Annotated in this window: 14 protein-coding genes; 7 read left to right on the forward strand and 7 right to left on the reverse strand. The window is 69.8% G+C overall.

From position 1 onward, the window contains the following. Positions 1-132: 132 nt before the first annotated feature. On the reverse strand, positions 133-1,782 hold the full coding sequence (locus tag ACFV6H_RS16485) for a thiamine pyrophosphate-binding protein (RefSeq protein ID WP_385542211.1): 1,650 nt from the start codon (positions 1,780-1,782) through the stop codon (positions 133-135). 596 nt (positions 1,783-2,378) lie between these two features. Between ACFV6H_RS16485 and ACFV6H_RS16490 the strand changes: the two genes are divergently transcribed. Further along, positions 2,379-3,713, forward strand: a complete 1,335-nt coding sequence (locus ACFV6H_RS16490; RefSeq protein WP_385542213.1) for an FAD-dependent oxidoreductase — start codon at positions 2,379-2,381, stop codon at positions 3,711-3,713. A 125-nt stretch (positions 3,714-3,838) separates the two neighbouring features. Then, a complete protein-coding gene (locus tag ACFV6H_RS16495; protein ID WP_385542215.1) occupies positions 3,839-4,678 on the forward strand; it encodes an alpha/beta fold hydrolase in 840 nt (279 codons plus the stop codon). Positions 4,679-4,748: 70 nt separating this feature from the next. Here the strand turns inward: ACFV6H_RS16495 and ACFV6H_RS16500 are convergent, their stop codons facing one another. Both ACFV6H_RS16500 and ACFV6H_RS16505 read right to left on the reverse strand, forming a co-directional pair. Beyond that, on the reverse strand, positions 4,749-5,594 hold the full coding sequence (locus ACFV6H_RS16500) for an NAD(P)H-binding protein (RefSeq protein WP_385542217.1): 846 nt from the start codon (positions 5,592-5,594) through the stop codon (positions 4,749-4,751). A 186-nt stretch (positions 5,595-5,780) separates the two neighbouring features. Continuing rightward, positions 5,781-9,047, reverse strand: coding sequence for a BTAD domain-containing putative transcriptional regulator (locus ACFV6H_RS16505; RefSeq protein WP_385542219.1), 3,267 nt, complete (start codon positions 9,045-9,047; stop codon positions 5,781-5,783). Between the two features lie 169 nt (positions 9,048-9,216). Here ACFV6H_RS16505 and ACFV6H_RS16510 point away from each other — a divergent pair, with 169 nt between their 5' ends. The 4 genes from ACFV6H_RS16510 (at position 9,217) to ACFV6H_RS16525 (ending at position 14,130) form a co-directional block, all read left to right on the forward strand. Then, complete coding sequence (locus tag ACFV6H_RS16510; RefSeq protein WP_385542221.1) at positions 9,217-9,828, forward strand: NADPH-dependent FMN reductase; 612 nt, start codon at positions 9,217-9,219, stop codon at positions 9,826-9,828. 27 nt (positions 9,829-9,855) lie between these two features. After that, positions 9,856-10,629, forward strand: a complete 774-nt coding sequence (locus ACFV6H_RS16515) for a thioesterase II family protein (protein WP_385542223.1) — start codon at positions 9,856-9,858, stop codon at positions 10,627-10,629. Positions 10,630-10,956: 327 nt separating this feature from the next. After that, on the forward strand, positions 10,957-13,422 hold the full coding sequence (locus ACFV6H_RS16520) for a BTAD domain-containing putative transcriptional regulator (protein WP_385542225.1): 2,466 nt from the start codon (positions 10,957-10,959) through the stop codon (positions 13,420-13,422). A gap of 45 nt (positions 13,423-13,467) precedes the next feature. Next, positions 13,468-14,130, forward strand: a complete 663-nt coding sequence (locus ACFV6H_RS16525) for a hypothetical protein (RefSeq protein WP_385542227.1) — start codon at positions 13,468-13,470, stop codon at positions 14,128-14,130. A gap of 134 nt (positions 14,131-14,264) precedes the next feature. Here ACFV6H_RS16525 and ACFV6H_RS16530 read toward each other — a convergent pair whose 3' ends face one another. Beyond that, on the reverse strand, positions 14,265-16,496 hold the full coding sequence (locus ACFV6H_RS16530) for a BTAD domain-containing putative transcriptional regulator (protein ID WP_385542229.1): 2,232 nt from the start codon (positions 16,494-16,496) through the stop codon (positions 14,265-14,267). A gap of 175 nt (positions 16,497-16,671) precedes the next feature. Then, complete coding sequence (locus ACFV6H_RS16535; RefSeq protein WP_385542231.1) at positions 16,672-18,303, reverse strand: aspartate aminotransferase family protein; 1,632 nt, start codon at positions 18,301-18,303, stop codon at positions 16,672-16,674. 193 nt (positions 18,304-18,496) lie between these two features. Here ACFV6H_RS16535 and ACFV6H_RS16540 point away from each other — a divergent pair, with 193 nt between their 5' ends. Further along, entirely contained in the window at positions 18,497-19,045 is a 549-nt protein-coding gene (locus ACFV6H_RS16540) for a flavin reductase family protein (protein WP_066946665.1), read from the forward strand. Between the two features lie 162 nt (positions 19,046-19,207). Here the strand turns inward: ACFV6H_RS16540 and ACFV6H_RS16545 are convergent, their stop codons facing one another. Both ACFV6H_RS16545 and ACFV6H_RS16550 read right to left on the reverse strand, forming a co-directional pair. Further along, on the reverse strand, positions 19,208-19,627 hold the full coding sequence (locus ACFV6H_RS16545) for a DUF4440 domain-containing protein (RefSeq protein ID WP_093599163.1): 420 nt from the start codon (positions 19,625-19,627) through the stop codon (positions 19,208-19,210). A 313-nt stretch (positions 19,628-19,940) separates the two neighbouring features. Next, positions 19,941-20,273, reverse strand: a complete 333-nt coding sequence (locus ACFV6H_RS16550) for a nuclear transport factor 2 family protein (protein WP_345941024.1) — start codon at positions 20,271-20,273, stop codon at positions 19,941-19,943. Positions 20,274-20,459 lie beyond the last annotated feature (186 nt).

Raw genomic sequence — 20,459 nt, forward strand, 5'->3', positions numbered from 1 at the left:
GCCTATGTAGGTAAGTCCTTACTTGCCAAGTGGTCCAGCCCGTCCTAACGACTCGCCCTACGGGCTGGGAGGCGCCGTATGGGGCGCCGACCCGGAACGCGCGATGAACGTCGCCCGACGACCCGGAGCGGCCTAGCTCAGGTGCTTGGCGATTTCCCAGCTTGCTGCCAGTTCGACGTCGCCGTTGATCCGTACGTCGATCAGGACCGGGCCGTTCTCGACAGAGAGTGCTCGGTCGATCTCGCCGAGGTCGTCGGGGTTGCGTACGGTGAAGCCCTTGGCGCCGAAGCCCGCCGCCAGTTTCGCGAAGTCGGGCTCGGGCATGTCGGCGTAGGACGGGTTCAGCTTCTTGTGGATCAGGTCGTGCTTCTCTTGGCCCACCGCGTTGTCATTGAAGACGACCACCGTGAGTGGCAGCTTGTGGCGTACGGCCGTATGGAAGTCGGCGACGTTCATCATGAACGAGGCGTCTCCGGTCGCGTGGGTGACGCGCTGTCCGGGACGTGCGAAGCAGGCGCCGATCGCGAGGGCCAGGCCCTGGCCGATGGCGCCGAAGTCCCAGCCGACCGCCCAGTTCTCCGCGCGCGGCACGGTGAGGATCTTCGCGCAGACCATGGCCGCGTGGCCGCCGTCGAGCACCAGGACACGGTCGTCCTTCGGCAGCGCGTCCTCAAGATGCCGTACCGCACGGCGTGGATCCGTCGCGTCTCCGTCGTTGTACTGCACGGCCGTCGGCTTCCGGTCGTCCTGGAGACGCTGTACGAGTCCGGCGTCGGGCCGGCGCGCGTCCACCGTCTCGGCGAGCCGGTCCGCCAGGGCCGACACGGCCGTTCTGGCGTCGGCCGTCATACCGACGGCCACCCGGGCGAACCAGCCGAAGGCATCCGGCCGGTCGTCGATCTGGATGATCTTCTTCCCGTTTGCCAGGAGCTTGCCGAAGTCGGTCGTCCACTCGTTCAGGCTGGCGCCGACCACCACCATCACATCGCTCTCGGCGAGCGTTTCCACAGTCAGCTTCGAGCCCAGTCCGCCGCTGACTCCCAGATACAGCGGATAATTCGCGCAGAATCCGGCGGCGAGAATGGATACTCCGACCGGTGCGCCAAGACGCTCGGCCAGTCTGCGCACCTCGGATTCCGCCCCGGAATTTCTCGCGCCGAGTCCGCAGAGAATCGTCGGGCGCCGGGCCGAGGCGAGCAGTTTGACCGCTTCCTCGACATCCTGAGTACGCGGCGGCTGGAGGGTGTTGGGCGCGTACATGGGCCGGTATGTCCAACCGGGATCCGGAATCTCCGTCTGCTGGATGTCCTGCGGAATATTCAGAATGAACGGCCCTTTCCGCACCTTGATCTGACGGAATGCCTCCCCGAGGCAGTAGTCCACATTGTGCACGGATTCCATTCGGACGGTGGCCTCGGTGGTGAGTCTGGCGAGCGCCGGCTGGTCCACCATTCCCTGCGGGTTGTACGGGTCACGGAGGGAGGCGTGTCCGGCGATCACCATCAGCGGTGTGCGGTGCAGCCGTGCCGCCACCAGCGAGGTCGTGGCATTGGTGTAACCGGGTCCTTGGGTGACCGACGCGAGACCGGGCCTGCCGCTGAACCGGGCATAACCGTCGGCCATGCCGACGGCGCCGGCTTCATGGTGGGCGTGGACGAATGTCGCGCCGTGCCGTTCGCCCAGGTCCACGATCATGTCCTGGTTCGCGTCGCCCATCACGGCGAACAAGTGGTCGAGCCCTTCGGCGGCGATCGCGTCGGTGACAGCCTGGAATGCCTTCATCGGAGATTTCCTTCGGGTTCGGACGGGTTCGGACGGTCTCGGAGCAACGGGCGCCGATGCTTTCGGCGGAATACGGCGTTGTCGTGATACGCCGTTGCCGTTCCCCGCAGGCGCTTGACGGTGCGGCCGATCGGCTTTCTCGGCCGTCGCCGGAGAGCCAGAGCGTAATGCACCCTTATGCCACAGATCCCGACAACAGGGCGCGGTGAGTGCCACCGTCCTGACGCGGTACCGATTCGGCGTAACTCCGGTGAATTACGGCCTCTCATGGCGGCACGACTTCTCAACGCGCGAGCTTTTCATCGCACCGGACCCGCACCGGACCCGCACCAGACCCGCGCCGAGACCGTTCCGGACGCGTTCCGATACCGTCCGGCCGTCCGGTCGTTCGGGCGGGACGGATACGCCCTAGGACGGCTAAGCGCGGTTTGCCCCCGTTGTCAACGGAGCATCGACAGCGGGATTACCGCGCGATGAGTCATCGGTTACCGGGCGGAGTTAGCGTCCCTTAGTCCTGAGGGACGCGGCGTCCACCAGTGGCGGACGGCAGGGGTGGCAGATACGAGCGGTGACAGAGATTGAGGAGGCACCCCGCCATGACGGGTAAGACGGGTAAGAACGTGCGACGAGCCGTGGTGTTGGGCGGGAGCATCGCGGGTCTGCTCGCGGCGCGGGCACTGTCGGAGGCGTACGACGAGGTCGTCGTCGTGGACCGGGACGAGCTGACCGACCTCCCGGAGAACCGGCGCGGAGTGCCGCAGGGACGCCATGTGCACGGGATACTGGCCCGGGGCCAGCAGATCATCGAAGAGTATTTCCCCGGTATCACCGAGGAGTTGGAGGCGGCCGGCGCCGTCACGGGCGACGTGGCCGGGAATGTCCGCTGGATCATGGACGGCATTCCGATGAGCCAGGGCGACTCCGGGCTCCTCGCCGTATCCGTCGCCCGTCCCACGCTGGAGGCGCATATCCGCCACCGGGTACGGGCGCTGGCGAATGTCGAGATCCTGGACCGAAGAGAGGTCGTCGGACTGCGGTTCGCCCCGGTCGCGCACCATGTGACCGGCGTACGGACGGTGGACCGCCGGGATCCGGGCGGCACCTCCGTCGTCGACGCCGAGCTCGTGGTCGACACCATGGGCCGCGGCTCACAGGTCCCGCGGTGGCTGAAGGACCACGGCTGGCCGGGCGTTCCGGAGGACCGCACCCAGGTCGGCCTCACCTACACCACCCGGCACTACCGGGCCGGGCCCGAGCCGTCGCCCGGCGACATCTCCGTCGACATCGTCGCCACACCGGACAATCCTCGCGGTGCGATATGCGCGCGCATCGACGGCGAGCGTCAGATCGTGACCGCGTACGGAATCCTCGGCGATGTACCTCCCACCGATCCGGAGGGCTTTCTCGACTTCCTCAAGTCGCTCTCCTCGCCGGAGATCTACGAGGCGCTGGTGGTCGGCAGGGAGCCGCTCGACGCCCCGGTGTCCTACCGGTTCCCGGCCAGTCTGCGCCGCCGCTACGAGCGGGTGGACCGTTTCCCGGCCGGACTGCTCGCCATGGGCGACGCGGTGTGCAGCTTCAACCCGACGTACGGACAAGGGATGACGGTCGCGGCGCTCGGCTCCGTCGTACTGCGCGCGCACGCGACGGGCGACGGCCCGCCCGATCCGGTCGCCTACTTCCGTGATCTCGCCCGCGACGCGGTGGACGAGGCGTGGCGGCAGGCGCTCAGCAACGATCTGGGCTTTCCCGGAGTCGAGGGAGACAGAACACCGGAGATCCTCGCTGACCAGGAGTACATCGGCCTGGTGCTGGAGGCGGCGCAGCGGGACGGCGAGGTGGCGGCGGCCTACGCGCGTGTCATCGGTCTGGTCGATCCGCCCGAGGCGTTGCGCTCCCCGAGAGTGCGCGAGGCGCTGAAGGCGGACTGACATCCATCGACCTGCCCGGCCCGCTCCGTCCCGTCCGGCCCCGTCCAGAACAGAACGAGGCTGGGGCCTGTTGTCGCGAAAGTCCCGCCCAGCCAGCCCACTCCGCCCACGGACAGGCAGCCCTGATGCAGATCTCCCTGAACGAGCTGGTCTTCGACGTCGACGTGGCGGGACCCGAGGACGGTGATCCGGTCCTTCTGCTCCATGGCTTTCCGCACAACCGGCAGTCCTGGAGCGATATCGCGCCGGTCCTGCACCGGGCCGGACTGCGTACGGTCGCTCCCGACCAGCGCGGCTACTCGCCCGGTGCCCGTCCCGAACCGACGGCCGCGTACGCGCTTCCGGAGCTGGCGGGCGATGCCCTGGGCATCCTGGACGCCCTCGGCATCGCCTCGGCGCATATCGCAGGCCATGACTGGGGCGCGGTCGTCGGCTGGTATCTGGCGGCGCGGGTCCCGGAGCGGGTACGGAGCCTGACGGCGTCGGCGTTCCCGCATCTGGACGCCTACCAGCACGCGCTGCGGGTGGATCCCGAGCAGCGGGACAACTCGGGATATATCGAGACGCTCAGCGCCGAGGACGCGGCCGACTCCTTCCTCGCCGACGGCGCGGCCGGGCTCGACGGATGGTTCCGGCAGGCGGGCGAGGGCGTGCTGAGTGAGGAGCAGATCCAGCGGTACGTCCGCTTCCACACCGGTCCCGGCACACTGCGGGCCGCGCTCAAGTGGTACCGGGCGGGAACACTGCGGGACGACAACGGTCCGCTCGGGCCCGTAGCCGTGCCGACCACCCATATCTGGAGCGAACACGATCCGTCGGTCAGTGTCTTCGCCGCGGAGCACACCGCGGACCATATGACGGGCGACTACCGCTTCGTCCGTCTTCAGGGCGTCTCGCACTGGCAGCCGCAGCAGGTCCCGGAGACGATCGCCGCGGAGATCCTCCACCGGGTGGGCCGCGTCTGAGCGTCCGTGCACGGTCCGTCCGGGCGGTACGGGCGGTGCCGTCTGCGTGATTTACGTACCGTCCGTACGGTCAGTCGTCCCAGGCACCGGCCGCCGCGGCCCGACCGGCGAATTCGGTGAAGTCCCGGGGCGCCCGGCCCAGCACCCGCTGGACGCCGTCGGAGAGATAGGCGTCCTCGCCGTCCCGTATCCAGCGGTACAGCTTCGCCATGAAGTGGGCCGTGCCGGGCGGCATGCCCTGCGCGACGAGCCCGGCCATGTACTCCTCCTCGGAGACCGGTACGTAACGGATCGCGCGGCCGGTCACCTTGGCGATCGTGTCCACGGCCTCTCCCATGCTCAGGGCGCGCGGCCCGGAGAGGGCATAGACGCCGCCCTCGTGGCCGTCCCGGGTGAGGACCGCCGCCGCGACCTCGGCGATGTCCTCGGCGTCGATGAACGGCTCCACTCCGTCGCCGGACGGCAGCCGCACTTCTCCGGACCGTACCGGCCCGCGCAGTGTCTCGTCCTCGGTGAAGCCCTGCATGAACCAGGTCGGCCGGAGAATCGTCCAGGCGGCGCCGGATTCCGTCAACGCGTCCTCCGTCGCCAGCAGTTCCGGTTCACCGGAGTCGGCCCAGCCGCGCGCGGAGAGCAGGACCAGCCGTTCGACGCCGCGCTCGACGGCGAACGGAGCGAAGGCGCGCATCCGTTCGGCGGCGTACTCGTTCTGCGCGTCCACCAGATAGGCGGCCCGCGCTCCGGACACCGCGTACTCCCAGGTGGACTCGTCGAACCAGTCGAAGCGGACCGGTGTGGTGCGGGCCACTGCCCTGACGTCCTCGCCGAGCCGCCGCAGCCGGGCCGCCACATGCCGGCCGGTCTTGCCGGTGCTGCCGATGACCAGGATGGGACCGTGTCCGCTACCGCGTTCCATGGCGTCGAGTAGACCATGAACGACCATATGAACAGGGCGAGTTGGCCGAAGCGGCGAGTCGACGGACGGCCGTCGGCGGAGGGCCGCGAGGGACGGACGCGACGGACCGGCACGGTCCGGATACGGGAACGGTACGGTCCGGATACGGGAACGGTACGGTCCGGATACGGGAACGGCGCCCGCTCGTCAGGCCGTATGCCGCTGGTCCGTCAGGAACTTCTCCTCCTCGTCCGCCGCGGTCTCATGGTCCCTCGCCGCTCCGGCCTCCAGTCCGGCCCGGAACGCGTCCTCGCCGAGGCTCTCGCGGATCCGCGCGGAGATACGCTCCACATCACCGCGCTCCGCCGGTGGCAGCGGCGCGCCCGACAGCGTCCTGGTCTGTGCCGCGGTCCCCAGCAGCCGTGCCGCCCGGGTGTGCCGGCCCGCGAGCGAGTGCGCACCGGCGAGCCCTTCCAGCGCCAGCGCCACGGCCCGTGAATCACCTGTCACACGCGCGGTGGCCAGACAGTCCTGGTGCAGGGCGAGCGCGGCGGCGGCATCACCACGCTGCTCCGCGACGAATCCCAACTCGGCCAGTACCAGGGCGAGTCCGGTGAACGCTCCCCGGCTGCGGTTCCACTCGCGCCACGGCCGCAGATGCTCCTCCGCGGTGTCCAGCCGGCCCTGACGCCGGGCGGCCAGCGCGAGTCCCAGCTCGGCGAACTGCGCCACCGGCCGATTGCCCTGGTCGACCGCCAGCCGCAGCGCCCGCTCATGGAGCTCGTCCGCCTCCGTCAGCCGTTCCGCCAGCAGGGCGATCCGGCCCAGTCCCGAGAGCTTGCGCGACACCTCGGACCACAGCTCCAGGGATTCGGCGATACGCAGTCCCTCGCGGTGCAGCCCGGCGGCCAGTTCGTAGTCGGCGTTGATCTCCGCGAGGACGCTCAGCACCTCCGTCGCCTTGAGCTGGCCCCACGCGTCTCCCAGATCGATGAAGTGACCGCGGGCCTCCAGCGCGTTGCCGCGCATCGCCTCCAGATTGCCTCTGGCCATCGCGAGGGCGGCCCGGGTGCTGAGCGCCGCCGCCACGCCCCAGGCGTCGCGCAGGGCCCGGAAGTCGGTCAGGGCGCCGTTCATCCGCTGCTCGCCGGCCGTCAGCGCGCCCAGGCTCCACTCCGCGAACCCGAGGAACCACTCCGCCCTGGCCCGGCCCACCGTCCGCTCCGGCCGGTCCCCGTCCTGCTCGGCGCCGGCCTCCGCGCCGCTCTCGCCCAGCAGCATGCCGAGCCCGGTGTGCCACGTCCTCGCCTCGGCCCGCTCGGCCGCCGGCGCCTGTCCCTCGGTGGCGAGCGCGGTAGCCAGCGCCCGACAGCCCTCACCGAGCCGGCCGCGCAGAAACCAGTACCAGGTCAGGGCGTTGGCCAGCCGCAGCGCCCACTGCGCCGAGCCGGTACGGCGTGCCTCGTCCAGAGCTCGCTGGAAGTTGGCGGACTCGGCGTCCAGGAGTTGCAGCCAGCGGCGCTGGTCGCGGCCGTGCAGATGCGGCCGGGCCCGCTCGGCCAGTTCGGCGTAGTACCGCAGATGGCGACGGGCCAGTTCCGCGGTCTCGCCCAACTCGTGTGTCTTGCGCTGGGCGTAGGCCGCGACGGATTCGAGCAGCCGGTAGCGCGGCAGGGACGGGCATTCCACCCTGATCACCAGCGAGCGGTCCACCAGCCGGGCCAGTATGTCCAGCACCTCGTCGCCGCGTATTCCGGTGCCCGCGCACAGTTCCTCGACGGCCTCCAGCGTGCAGCCCTCGGCGTGCACGGCGAGTCCGCGCAGAAGCGTCTGCTCCTGCGGGCTGAGTAAGCTCCAGCTCCAGTCGATGGTGGCCTGGAGTGTCTGCTGACGCTGCGGAGCGCCTCGGTATCCGCTGTTCAGTATCCGGAAACGGTCGTCGAGCCGGTTCAGCAGCTCCTGGACGCCGAGAGTCCGTACGCGGGTGGCCGCCAGCTCCAGCGCCAGCGGCAGCCCGTCCAGCCGGCGGCAGATGTCCGTGACCTTGGGAGTGGTGACGGCATCGAGGACAAAACCCGGGTCCACGGACCTGGCCCGCGCCGCGAACAACTGGACGGCGCTGGAGCGTTGCAGCGCGGCCGTGTCGCTGTCCGGCAGCGGCAGACTGAGCGGCGGCACCGGCCAGATCGTCTCGCCCGGTATCCGGAGCCGTTCCTGACTTGTCGTCATCAGCTTGACGTACGGCGCTGCTTGGAGCAGCGAGATCACCAACTCGGCCACCGCGTCGACCACATGCTCACAGTTGTCCAGGACCAGCAGCAGCCGGCGCGAGGCCAGCGTCCGGACCAGCCGTGACACGGAGCCGCCCGCGGACTCGGCCGCGAAGGCCGCGGCGCCGGAGTCCTCACGGATGCCCATCACCGCCATCACATGTTCGGCGACCACTCCCGGACCGGCGGGCCGCTCCGCGCCGCCGAGTCCCGCGAGTTCCACGAGCCAGACACCGTCCGGGAATTCACCGTCCAGCTCACGGGCCGTGGCCGTGGCGAGCCGGGTCTTGCCCACACCGCCCGGACCGGTGAGGGTGACCAGCCGGCGGTCCCGTACCAGCTGCTGCAACTCCGTGAGCGCCTCGTCCCGGCCCACCAGGGAGTTCACTCCGGCGGGCAGATTGGTGCGGGACCGGGTGCCCGGGATGGCGTTCGAGGCGCCCGTGGTGTCCTGGAGCCCGGGATCCTGGCAGAGTATGGCCTGCCGGAGCGCCTCGATGGCGGGACCGGGGGACAGGCCCAGCTCCTGGTCGAGCCGCCGCCGCAGCTCCGCGTAGCTGTCGAGGGCCTCCGAGGAACGCCCGACCCGGTAGAGGGACCGCATCTGCACCGCGCGGAGCCGCTCCCGCAGCGGATGGGCGGCCACCAGGGTGGTGAGTTCACCGATCAGCGTGCTGTGCTCACCGAGTTCGAGACGGGCCTCGGCATGCTCCTCGACGGCGGTGAGACGCTCCTCCTCAAGACTGGCGACCGCGACTCGTACGAAGGGCTCGTCCGCGAAGTCGGCGAACGCGGGCCCGCGCCAGAGCGACAGGGCGTCCGTCAGTACGGCGGCCTTCGCCCGCGGATCCTCGGTCGTACGGGCGCGCACCAGCAGCGTCCGGAAACGGTCGGCGTCCACCGATGTGTCCGGCGCCTTGAGCGCGTACCCGGGAGCCCTGTGCACGACCAGCTCCCGGCTGCCGGGCTCGGCCTCCTCCAGCGCGCGCCGTAACTGCGAGACCTTCGCCTGGAGCGCTCCGAGCGGGTTGGCGGGAAGTGTTGAGCCGCCCCACAGATCCTCGACGAGTCTGTCGGCCGGCACCACCCGCCCGTTGTGGGCGAGCAGATCGGCGAGCAGCGCCCGGACCTTCACCTCGGGTACACGTACCAACCTCTCCTTGGTCGCCCACACCTCCAGCGGTCCCAGCACCCCGAATTGCATGAGCCCCAGCCTAACCCAGCCCCTCCACAGGGACGGGAATGAGCGCAGGTCACGGTATACCAAGGGGTTGCCGGAGGCGGCCCGAAGCGGACCCGAAGGAAATCCGAAGTCATATGCCGCACAGTGATGTCCGGCAGGACGCGGGCACGGCGAAGGGAGTGGGACTCTGATGGGGGACACGGACCGACTGCGGCTGGTGATCATCATCGGGAGCGTCAGACAGGGCCGGTTCGGGCCCGTCGCCGCGGAGTGGCTCGCGTCGAGGGCCCGGCTGCGCGATGACTTCGACATCGATGTCATCGATCTCGCCACCGCCTGGCTGCCGGATGTGATGTCCACCGAACTCTCGGCCCGTAAGCCACAGGCGGTGCAGGACCTCGCGCCGTGGCTGGACGCGGCCGACGCGTTCGTCGTGGTCACGCCCGAGTACAAGCAGAGCTTCCCCGCGTCCTTGAAGAGTGCCATCGACTGGTACGACAAGGAGTGGCACGCCAAGCCGGTCGGATTCCTCTCCTACGGCGGGGCGTCGAGCGGACTGTGCGCCGTCGCCCAGCTCCGGCAGGTCTTCGCCGAGGCCCACGCGGTCACGGTCCGGGAGACCGTCAGCTTCCACGACTACCAGGACCGCTTCGACGCGCACGGCCGGCCCTTCGACATCGAGGCCGGTCATGAGGCCGCCCGCGCCATGCTCGACCGGCTCGGCTGGTGGGCCCGCGCGCTGCGCCAGGCGCGCACGGTCGAACCGTACGAACGCGCAACGGACCTTTGCTCAGGAGAGTGACCCGTGCAGAGCGGAGGGAGAAGCGTCATGGACACCAAGTGGTTCAGACGGTACGACCGGACGGACGCCGGTGATCTCGACCGTCCCAGGCTGATCTGTTTCCCGCACGCGGGCGGCGCGGCCAGTGCCTATGCCGGTCTGTCGCGCCAACTGTCGCCGGATCTCGATGTGTTCGCCGTGCAGTATCCCGGTCGGCAGGACCGCAGACACGAGACTCCGGAGCGCGGGATCACCTCGCTCGCCGGGCGTATCGCCCAGCGGCTGCTCGAAGGGACCGCCGGGCCCTATGCCCTCTTCGGGCACAGCATGGGAGCGCTCGTCGCCTACGAGACCGCCCGCGCGCTCCAGCAGTGCGGCGCGCCCGCTCCCGTCCGCCTCTTCCTCTCGGGCCGCGGTGTCCCGGGCACGACGGCCGGCCCGCACGACCAACTCGACGGCGATGGCGCGATCCTGGCCGCCGTGCGGCGTCTGGGCGGCACCGACGCCGGAGTGCTGGACGATCCGGAGCTGGTCGCCATGGCCCTTCCTCCGCTGCGGGCCGACTACGGCGCGCTGGCCTCCTACCGCTGGACTCCCGATCCCCAACTGCGCGCACCGGTCAGCGTCTTCGTCGGAGCCGACGATCCGGTGGTTCCGGTCGAGGAGGCGCGGGCGTGGTCCGAGCGCACCGCGCTGGAGAGCGAGACGCTCGTCTTCCCCGGCGGCCACTTCTATCTGGGCGGACAGCTCGACAAGGTGGCCGAGGCGATCACGGACCGGATGGCGGTCCGGCCGGCCGGACGGGATGTGTCGCGGACCTAGGGCCTCTCCTTTGGGTCTTGCCGGGCGTACCGGCGCAGTGATCGGCAAAATTTACAACGGTGTAAAGAAAGCCGAGGCCAGAAGAGCTTCGGACCGCTCCGTGCGAGGCCGGACCGAGGCCGGCCGCATCAGACCGAATCCGGGACGGTCAACCAGGATCCGCCGTACACGGTCCTGTACGTCCGGAGGGCGGGACCGTCATCGACACCCCCAATCCGACCACTACAGACCGGGCCGTGGCAGTACGGCCTCCGTACTCGTCGAATCAGCGCACACTTTACCCATGAGGGGACAAGCGTGGAGTTCAGGATTCTGGGTCCGTTAGAGGTGTCGTCGCAGAACGAGGCCGTACCGCTGGGAGGCTTCAAACAACGTGCGGCGCTGGGGCTGTTGCTGCTCCGGGCGAACCGCGTGGTGGCCACCAGCGAGATGCTGGCCGCCCTGTGGCCGGAGGAGGAGCTGCCGGCGACCGCCAGAAAGATCGTGCAGAACGCCGTATGGGGCCTGCGGGCCGTGCTCTCCGAACCGCCCGGCCACCACGGTCCCGAACGTGGCTACCGTCCCGAACTGCTCACCCAGGCACCCGGATACATACTGCGTGTCGATCCCGAGCGGCTCGACGCGAATCGTTTCGACCGGCAGGTCGCCGAGGGCCGGTCCCGGCTGCTCGCGGGCGACGCCGAGCAGGCGGCGCGGCTGCTGCGTGAGGCCCTCGCCGAGTGGCGCGGGCCCGCCCTGGCCGATCTCGCCGAACACGGCGTGGCCTGGCCGGAGTTGACCGCGCTGAGCCAGCTCCGGCTGGATGTCATGGAGGACCGCTTCGAGGCCGAACTGTTGTGCGGGCGCCATCAGGGTGTGCTGGGCGAGCTGGTCTCACTCGTCGCCGCGGAACCGCTGCGGGAGCGGCTGTGCAGACAGCTGATGCTCGCCCTCTACCGCTGCGGCCGGCAGGCCGAGGCCCTCAGCGTGTTCACCCGTGTACGGCGTGCGCTGGTCGAGGAGTACGGACTGGAGCCCTCGCGCGATCTCCAGCTCCTCCAGCAGAGCATCCTCACCCACGATCCGACTCTGGCCGCGCCCGTGGACGCCGGGGCCGAGCGGCACGTACTCGCGGACGTACGGCCGCTGCACGGCGGCCGGCCGCCGAGAGCCGCCGAAGCGGTGGTACGGCAGGACGTCCGGGCGGGCGAGGAGCACCGGCCGGATGGCGAGCGCCGTCCGACCGGGCCGGAACACCGGAGGGACGGCCAGTGCCCGCGGTCGGCACAGGAGCAACGGCTGCGGCAGGAGTGGCAGTCGAGACCGGAGCAGAGGCCGGGACAGGAGCACCGGCCGGGGCATGAACACAGGCCGGTCACTCCGTCGGCCGCCGTCGGAAGATCCGACGAGAGCAGACCCGAGGCGGGCAGGCGTGAGCCGGACAGATCCGATGCGCGCGGAACCACGGGAGGACCGGTGGCCGAACGGCGACAGGTCAGCGTGGTGCTGGTGCGCACCGGATTCACCGGCGAGGCCGCCGCGCTCGGCGCCGACCGGATCGCCCTGTCGCTGCACGACGCGGTCAGCGCGTTCTCGGAGGGCGTCGAGGAGTTCGGCGGTACGGTCGTCGGCTCGCTCGGCTATGTGTCCGTCGCCCTGTTCGGGCTGCGGGAGGACCGGCCGACGGCGTCGCTGGACGCGGTGGCGGCGGCCCTCGCCGTACGCGACCGGCTCAACCGGATGCCCGGACCCACATTCCACGCCGTCGTGATCGCGGGCTCCGCGCTCGTCCGCCACGATCCGCACGACCCGGCCGCGCCCGTCACGGTGGTCGGCCGCCTGCTCGACGACGCCCAGACGCTGCTGACCGCCGTACCGCCCGGCGAGGTCTACGTCAGCGGTGACGCGGCACGTGTCACCGAGGTACGGATGCGGCACCGCCCGGTGGTGCATCTGGAGGCGGACACCCAGGTGCCACGGCAGCGCACACGGGCCGAGAGCTACGACATACCGCCCGCCGCACAGGAGGAGTCGGCCGACCGCGAGCACGAACTCGCCATCGTCTCCAATCTGCTGGACCGCTCCCGCAGCCATGAGGCACCGCATCTGGTGACGATCCTCGGCGAACAGGGCGTCGGCAAGACCTGGTTCCTTGAGGAGTTCGAACGCCGGGTCTCGCTGCGGTCCGCACAGGTGCGCGTGGTCCGGGTGGACGCGGCCGAAAGCGCCGACAACGGGCCCCGGCTGGCCCGTGACATCCTCGCCGCCTGCTGCGGACTGCCGCCCGGCGCGGGCGCGGACAGCCGCTTCGCCGAAGCCGTACGCAGACTGGCCGGGCACGGGCCGGCCGCCGAACGTCTGCTGCACAGCCTGCTTCCGCTGATGGGCCCGGCCGCGAAGGGCGCGAGCCATGACGAAGTCCACGAGAGCTGGACCGAGTTGGTGAGACTCTCGGCGCGCGAGCGGCCTCTGGTCCTCTGCTTCGACGGCATCCACCGGTCCGAGGACTCGGTGCTCGACTGCATCGAGAGACTGGTCGCCACGGCCCGGCCCGCACCGCTGTTCGTGGTCGCCTCCGCACGGCCGGAGCTGCTGGAACGCCGGCCCTTCTGGGGCAGCGGGCAGCGCCACACCGGCACTCTGACACTCGACCGGCTGCCGGAACGGCGCGGAGACCTGCTCGCGCGCTTCGTCGGCAGACAGGGAGCGCCCGAAGGGACGGTGTACGCGGCCGGTTCCGGGCGTCCGCCGGTGCGCCGGGGCCGGGCACTGACCGGTCATGAACCGTTCGTGGCCCGGCACGCGGAGCGATGACCGCCGAATGGAGCGTCTGAGCACGGGACTTGCTTCCCTGAAAGCATGGATGACACCAATCTCCCGCCGTCCCTCGCCCACCGGCCCGTAAGGAGCGCGGATCTGGCCCTGGCCTCGCTTGTGGGAAGGGAGTTCGTCGAAGCGCTCGACGCGGGGCTGCGCAGGGCGCGAGCCGCCGACCGGCGCCGTGCGCGGCCCGCGCTGCCGTCCCCGTCCCCGGCCGTGTCCGAGGCCGCCGTCCCGCACCGGCGGCCGGACCAGGACCAGGCTCCTCGGGCGGACCAGGCTTCTCGGGCCGACCAGGGCCCTCGGGCGGATCTGGCCGTGGCGCTGCTCGGCCGGCATGCCGCCGCGATCCTCCGGCGCTTCGAGACCGCGCTGCCGATGGTCGTGATCCCGGGAAGCGTGCCGCGTCGTGTGTCACGGCTCTCACTCACCGTCTGGGCCCGGAGAGTTCTGCGTACCGCCATGGGCCTCGACGGGCCGGCCGGAGTCAGAACGCCGCCGCCCACCGCGGAACAGCAGGTGATCACGGCGGCCCTGCTGCTGGAGTGCGCGGCCATGACACTGCCAGCAGGACATCAGGCGGGTACGGAGGCGATCGGCGCGCTGGCCCGGGCGATCCGTACCGTACGCACCGATACCGTACGTACCGATCCGGCGGCGGCCCGTGCCACTCCGGTGCCGGTCCCGGCCCGGCGTCCGTGACCGCTGACGAGGCCGTGCCGACCAGGCCGCCGACGTGACCGCCGATGAGGCCGGACATCCGTACGCGGGCGGTGGGCGCACCGCCCGCGCGGCGGGACCGGTACGCGCCGGACTCCGCCGCGCCGACGGCACGCCTACGCGACGTCCGCGTTGCCGTCCGGGACGAGCAGTGACTTCAGCAGCCGGTCCAGCGCGTCGCCGTCGACGGGAGCGAGGCTGATGGTCATGGTGTGCTGACGGCCGCCCGCCCAGTCGGGACGGCGTTCGAGCAGAAGGGCGCGGGCGCCGACGACATTGAGCAGCGGGACATCGGCGCAGCTCTCGGTGAGATGCTCGACCGTCTCCAGCAGGATGTCGTCGGCATGGTGCAGGTCGTCCCAGATGAGCACCAGCAGCTGTTCGCGCGCCGCCTTGAAGAGGAAGTCCCGCCAGGCCGCCAGCACTTCGTCGGTGAATGGCGCGCGGTGCGAGTGAGGGACCGCGGCGATCAGCGGACGCAGCAGGGAGAGCATCGCCCGCGCGTCGTCCGTACGGCCGGTGAGCCGCAGCAGCGCGGCCTCGGCCTTGTGGAGCGCCACGTCCTCCGAATCCTGGCCGGTTATTCCGCAGTACATGGCGAACATCTCCGAGGGCACGGCCAGCGGGCTGCCGGTGCCCGGCCGCGGAACCGTACCGGCCAGCACCCGTACGTCGTCCCGCTCGGCCGCGAGCCGGCGCTGGAACTCCATCAGCAGCCGTGTCTTGCCGAATCCGGACTCGCCCAGCACGGTGATCAGATGCGGCAGCGAACGGTGCTGGGTACGCCGCAACATGCCGTGCATCAGATCCAGTTCGCATTCGCGCTCGCCCGCGTGTGCCGCGCAGAGCTTCTCGGTGCCCTCCGTGACGCTGCCGACCGCCAGGACCTGCCAGTTCGAGGGAGACTTCCGTACATGGTGGTAGGTGACGAGCGGTTCGGTCAGCCGGCGGGTCTCGTCGCACACCTGGATCTCACCGCCCGGAGTCCGGTCCAGCATGTCCTGGCACGCGTCGACCAGATCGCCGCCGATCCACGGCCGGACGGCGCCGGCCACGGGCCAGCGGGTCACCACCGCCTCGCCGGTGGTGACCGCCGCGTGTACATCGAGGCCGCGCACCATGGGAGCGGGCGGCGCCAGCGGGCCCGAAGGAATGCTGAGACAGTCCCTGACCGCGATGCCGACACGCACCGCGCCGGCCGCGCCGCACGCCTCTTCCGAAGAGTGCGCGAAGTAGCCGAGCTGGACGGAGCCGATCGATGCCGCCGCCAGACCGCCGAACTCCTCGATCTTCTCGCGGGCGAGCTGGGAGACCGCGTCGAGCACGCGGTCGATGTCCTTCGGCGGAAGGTGGTCGAACTCCGCGCCGAGCTGGAAGCGGAGCATCAGGATGGTGGCCGGCTGACGTGGATTCAGCGGCTCTTCCGTATCCCTGTCCCTCGAATCCCTGTCCCTCGTACCCGTATCCGCCGTAGCCGCTGTATCTCCGGTCACTCCCGTATCCGTGTCCCCGGAGGTCAGAGCCAGGGCGAGGTCCGGTTTTGTGATGTCCGCCGACTCGTGTCCGCCGCCCTCCTCCGGGGCCTGGTCGGCCTCTGCGGGCGCGTGGTCACGGCGCGCCGCCACCTCCGTCGGCAGATCGAGCGACGGGTCCTGAGTGAGGACGGACTGCTGGAGCCGCTGCATCTGACGGCCCGGTTCCAGACCGAGCCCTCCGACGAGCGTCGCGCGCACCCGGTTGTAGACACCCAGCGCCTCCGCCTGTCTGCCGCACCGGTACAAGGCGATCATGAGCTGCTGCGCGGCCCGCTCCCGTAGCGGCTCAGCCTCGACGAACGCCTCCAGCTCCCGCAGTACGGCATGGTGCCCGCCGCAGGCCAGCTCCGCCTCGAAACGGTCCTCCATGACATCGAGACGCTTCTCCTGCACGGCGGTGAGCTGCGGCCAGGCCGTACCGTCCTCCACCAGATCGGCGAGTGCGACGCCCTGCCACAGGGACAGGGCGTCGCGCAGCACCACGCTCGCCGTGAGCGGATCACCGGCCGCCAGCGCCGCGCGCCCTTCGGCCACCCGCTGCTGGAAGACGAGCAGATCGATCTGGCCGGGCCTGACGCGGAGCATATAGCCGGGCGAACGTGTCACCAGCTCCGGCGCCTCCTCCGGGCCCGAGGCGTGGGCGAGCGCGCGGCGCAGCCGCCAGACCGCGTTCTGCAGGATCTTCCGCGCGGTCATGGGCGCGCGGTCCGTGGGCCACAGCGCGTCGAGCAACTGACTTGTGGGCACGACCCGGTTGGCGTGCAGCAGCAGAAAACCGAGTGCCGCCCGCTGTCTGGTCCCGCCGAGTTCCACCGGCCCGGAGTCGGTCTGGACTTCCAGTGGGCCTAAGAGCCGAAAACGCATGGATCCCCCCGCTTGAAACCCCGCACGCTACAAACGCTTGATCACCTGTGTCAAAGATTGGTCGAATCGGCCATTCCCGGACGTATGGGCGTCGGCGTGCGGGGGCGAGCCACGCGGCGCCCGCTCAGTGGGCGGAGGCGCCCATGAGACGTTCACCGGCATGGTCCCTCATGATTCCGCAGATGTCCCGGAGTCCGCTTTCGAGTTGGGCTATCTGCGTGTCGGAGAGCTGGAGGGACGGTTCGAAACGAAGGGTGCTGAGAGCGCTTGCGGTCGGGAAGGTACGGATGTCGTGCCGGTGCAGCAGATGCCCGGCGAGTACGTAGCCGAAGAGACCGCCGGCCGCCGCGTCCCGCAGGATCGGTGAGGAGGAGCCCGACTGGTCGTGGAACTCCATGCCGAGCATGAGGCCCTTGCCCCGGACGTCCTTGACCACCTCGGGAAAGTCCTCGCGCACCGATGTCAGCGCGGCACGCAGCGCCTCGCCGCGCTCCACGGCCCGCCGGTAGGCCGCGCCGCCGTCGGCCTCCAGCAGTTCGAGGACCTTGAGCGCGATATGACAGGAGAAGCTGTCCTTGGCGAAGGTCGAACTGTGGACGATCTCGAACTCCTTGCGGTAGCGGGCCTGACGCACCAGCATCACCGAAGTCTTGGCGATTCCGCCGCCCAGCGTCTTGGCCAGCGTGTAGTAGTCGCCGCGCAGACCGATCTGTGAACTGGCGAGGAGTGTGCCGGTCCGGCCCATACCGCTCTGGATCTCGTCGATGACCACCGGGCAGTCGACCGACTCGCAGAATCGCTGGATCTCCGCGGCGAATTCGGCCGAGAGGACCTGGATCCCGCCCTCGCCCTGGATCGGCTCCACCAGGAAGGCGCAGAACGCCGGGATCTCGCGTTCCGTCAGCTCCACCCGGCCGTCGGAGACGGTCACGTCCCAGACCGTACGCCGTTCCTCGGCGTGGATCTCCTTGAGCGCGTCGGGCCGTTCCCTGGGTACGAATCTGGCCTGCGCCGCGAGCGACTTGAAGGGAGTGCGATATGCCTCGTTGTGCGTCAACTGCACACTCGCCGCCAGCTTTCCATGGAAACCGCCCTCCAGCGAGAGGAACAGCGGTGGCCGCGCGAACTGTTCGGCGTTCCGGCGCGTCAACTCCGCGGCGAGCACGTCGAAATCTCCGGCGGGCGCCGGAGCGGTGATCCCGAGACGGGCGTACGTCTGGGCCGTGACCACCGCCGTACCGGCCGCCACCGCTTCACGGGCGCTCTCGGTGTGCGCGGCCAGCTCCTCCTGGAGCGCCGCCAGCCGCATCACCCGGTCCAGCTCGGCGTGTTTGACCGCGGCTTCGACGGCCTCCGCCCCGGTGTTGGCGAAGATGGCGAAGTACGGCTCGTCGGTTTCGAGTTCCCGGTGGATGATCCGGTTGAGTTCGGCGGCGAGACGGTTGGCGTAGGGATGCCGGGAGAACTGCGCGTGTACGGGAGTTCCCGCCGCCAGCAGCTCCGTCGCACGCCGGACGATTTCCGGGTGATTGTGGCCGAGCAGGACGGAACCGTAACCGCCGGCGAAGTCCACCACCGGTATCTCGGCGCCGTCCTCGCCGAGCCGGAAGAGCGTGTTGTCCTCGGCACGGACATATTCCACGGCGAGTCCCGCGGTGCCCAGCACCTCGCGCAGATATGGCTCGGCGAGTTCCGGCTCGGTGAACTCCGGTTCGGCGGAAGCGGGCTCGGGTGATACGGAGTCTGTGTGATCCATGGGCACAGAGTGCGCCCGTGAGGTAAACCGGCAGTCATCGCGGAGTCATTTCGACGGCAATGGAGCCGGGAGGGACCACGGTTACCCGACGGTGGAGGCGTGTCGATGAGCCGCCGGTACGTTGATGATCCGCCGGCCCGTGTTTCGCATCGTAACGGGCCGAGCGTGCCCCAACGAATTCGGAGAAGGTGGCATGAATTCCGCGTCCGCTGAACTCGACTCCTCGGCTTCCCACTCCGAGCCGCGCTGGGTGGGCCCCGGCCGGCTGAGGGAAGTGATGTCCCGTTTCGCGACCGGCGTCACGGTGATCACCGTGGGCCGGGAGCATCTGCACGCCATGACGGCGAATGCCTTCAGCTCTCTGTCGCTCGAACCGCCCTCGGTGCTGTGCAGTGTGGGGCACGGTGCTGTCATGCATCAGGCGCTGACCTCCGCCGGGCGGTTCGCCGTGAATATCCTCGAAGCCGAACAGGAGCCTCTCGCACGGCATTTCGCCGACAAGAACCGGACCTTGGGCGCCGCGCAGTTCGACGGTGTGGAGTGGCGGCCAGGTGAGCACACGGGAGCGCCGCTGCTGGCCGGTTCACTGGCCTGGGTGGAGTGCGAGCTGACCGCGGCGCATTCGTTCGGCGACCACACCATTTTCATCGGGACGGTGCTGGAGGCCGGCCGTGGCGGTGACGGTCCCGGTCTGCTTTTCGTCAATGGCGCCTTCGGCCGCCCGGAGCTGCAATCGTCATGAGCGTGGCCGGCCGTTGACCGAGGAATTACCCGGCCATGACGCCATGACGGCGGACCTTCCGCTGACGCCGCTGACGGAGAACCCCCCGGGAACGAATCCCGGGGGGTTCTCCTGCTGTCCTGTGCTGCTGTGCTGCTGTGTTGGGCGTTGGGCGATGCTCCGTTACTCGGCCACCAGGCCCGTGGCGGCCACCGGACGGTCGATGGCCATCAGCCAGCGGCCGTCGGCCTGCTGCCGCAGGACGTCCGTGCAATTGCCTTCCAGAAGGAGCGGCGCACCGTCGGGACCGGTGGTCTCGATGCTGTAGTCGACGCCGATCAGTGCCACGTCGCCGGCGACGTACGAGTGGGTCACCTTGGCCTTCAGGCTCGGCTTCGAGACCAGGAACTCCTTGAAGAAGGCCAGACGTGCCGCGCCGGTGAGGGGCTCACCGGAGAAGTTCGAGATGGAGTCGTCGAGGTACAGACGGTTGAACAGCTCGCCGTCACCGGAGTTGAAGACCTGGATGAAGATCTCGTTCTGGGTGTCGGTGTCGCTGGTGAGGTCAGGGTTCTCGGGATCGAAATCGATGGTGAAGGCCATGGTGAACCGGCCCGCCTCTCTGTGATGGCCGAATGGCTCTGATGTGCCGTGCCGACTGGTGCGGTGCTCGTGCTGACCGGCCCGAGGCGCCGCCGCGCCACGGGGCGGAGTGTGTGACGGACGAGATCTGTCGCGTCGGGCAAGAAGGTCTAGTGCCGCGACCGGCAATGTTTGCCCGTCGAGGAGCGGCGTCCGGTGCGTGTGATCGCAAGGCGGCCGGAAGCCCTTGTAGCGGAGCTACCTGGGGTTTTGGCCAACGCGGCGAGCGCGCGTGCTGGGCGTCGCGACGGGGCAAACGTTGTCGGGAGGGGCACTAGCCCTGGCCGTACGGGTCGTCGACGGCGTAGCGCCAGACGGAGTCGTCGCCCAGGCGCAGTACGTCCACGCCGACGCCCTCCAGCCGCTCGGGCGTGCCCGCCTCGTCGACGGTCTCGATCACCCAGTCGACGATCAGCAGCGCGGTGTCGCCGGTGACGAAGGACTGCCGCGGAACGGCGGTCATCCTCGGTTTCCGGGCCAGGAACTCCCGCTGGTAGTCCCTGCGGGCCTGGCCCGTCAGCGGCTTGCCCGGCTCCCATACCGCGACGGCCTCTTCGGTGTAGAAGCTGTCGACGGCGTCGAAGTCCCCGGTGTTGAAGGCATCCACGTAAAGTTCTGTGCGCTTTTCCAAGTTATCGGTGAGTTGCGACATGGGAGAGTCGGCCTGCCCTTCTGTGGGTGAGGTGGCTGAGTTCCACGTGCCAGGACGCTATTCCATCCCGCGCAACATCCCGGGCACCGCCGGGTAATACGGTGCTCTCCCGCCGCCGCGCCGCCGAATTACCCGATCAAG

Source organism: Streptomyces sp. NPDC059743 (assembly GCF_042732975.1).
Lineage (GTDB): Bacteria > Actinomycetota > Actinomycetes > Streptomycetales > Streptomycetaceae > Streptomyces.

What these genes read in the sequence shown, in the direction of transcription:
- ACFV6H_RS16485 (WP_385542211.1), bottom strand. Translation starts at nt 1,782, where the DNA reads ATGAAGGCATTCCAGGCTGTCACCGACGCGATCGCCGCCGAAGGGCTC.
- ACFV6H_RS16490 (WP_385542213.1), top strand. Translation starts at nt 2,379, where the DNA reads ATGACGGGTAAGACGGGTAAGAACGTGCGACGAGCCGTGGTGTTGGGC.
- ACFV6H_RS16495 (WP_385542215.1), top strand. Translation starts at nt 3,839, where the DNA reads ATGCAGATCTCCCTGAACGAGCTGGTCTTCGACGTCGACGTGGCGGGA.
- ACFV6H_RS16500 (WP_385542217.1), bottom strand. Translation starts at nt 5,594, where the DNA reads ATGGAACGCGGTAGCGGACACGGTCCCATCCTGGTCATCGGCAGCACC.
- ACFV6H_RS16505 (WP_385542219.1), bottom strand. Translation starts at nt 9,047, where the DNA reads ATGCAATTCGGGGTGCTGGGACCGCTGGAGGTGTGGGCGACCAAGGAG.
- ACFV6H_RS16510 (WP_385542221.1), top strand. Translation starts at nt 9,217, where the DNA reads ATGGGGGACACGGACCGACTGCGGCTGGTGATCATCATCGGGAGCGTC.
- ACFV6H_RS16515 (WP_385542223.1), top strand. Translation starts at nt 9,856, where the DNA reads ATGGACACCAAGTGGTTCAGACGGTACGACCGGACGGACGCCGGTGAT.
- ACFV6H_RS16525 (WP_385542227.1), top strand. Translation starts at nt 13,468, where the DNA reads ATGGATGACACCAATCTCCCGCCGTCCCTCGCCCACCGGCCCGTAAGG.
- ACFV6H_RS16535 (WP_385542231.1), bottom strand. Translation starts at nt 18,303, where the DNA reads ATGGATCACACAGACTCCGTATCACCCGAGCCCGCTTCCGCCGAACCG.
- ACFV6H_RS16540 (WP_066946665.1), top strand. Translation starts at nt 18,497, where the DNA reads ATGAATTCCGCGTCCGCTGAACTCGACTCCTCGGCTTCCCACTCCGAG.
- ACFV6H_RS16545 (WP_093599163.1), bottom strand. Translation starts at nt 19,627, where the DNA reads ATGGCCTTCACCATCGATTTCGATCCCGAGAACCCTGACCTCACCAGC.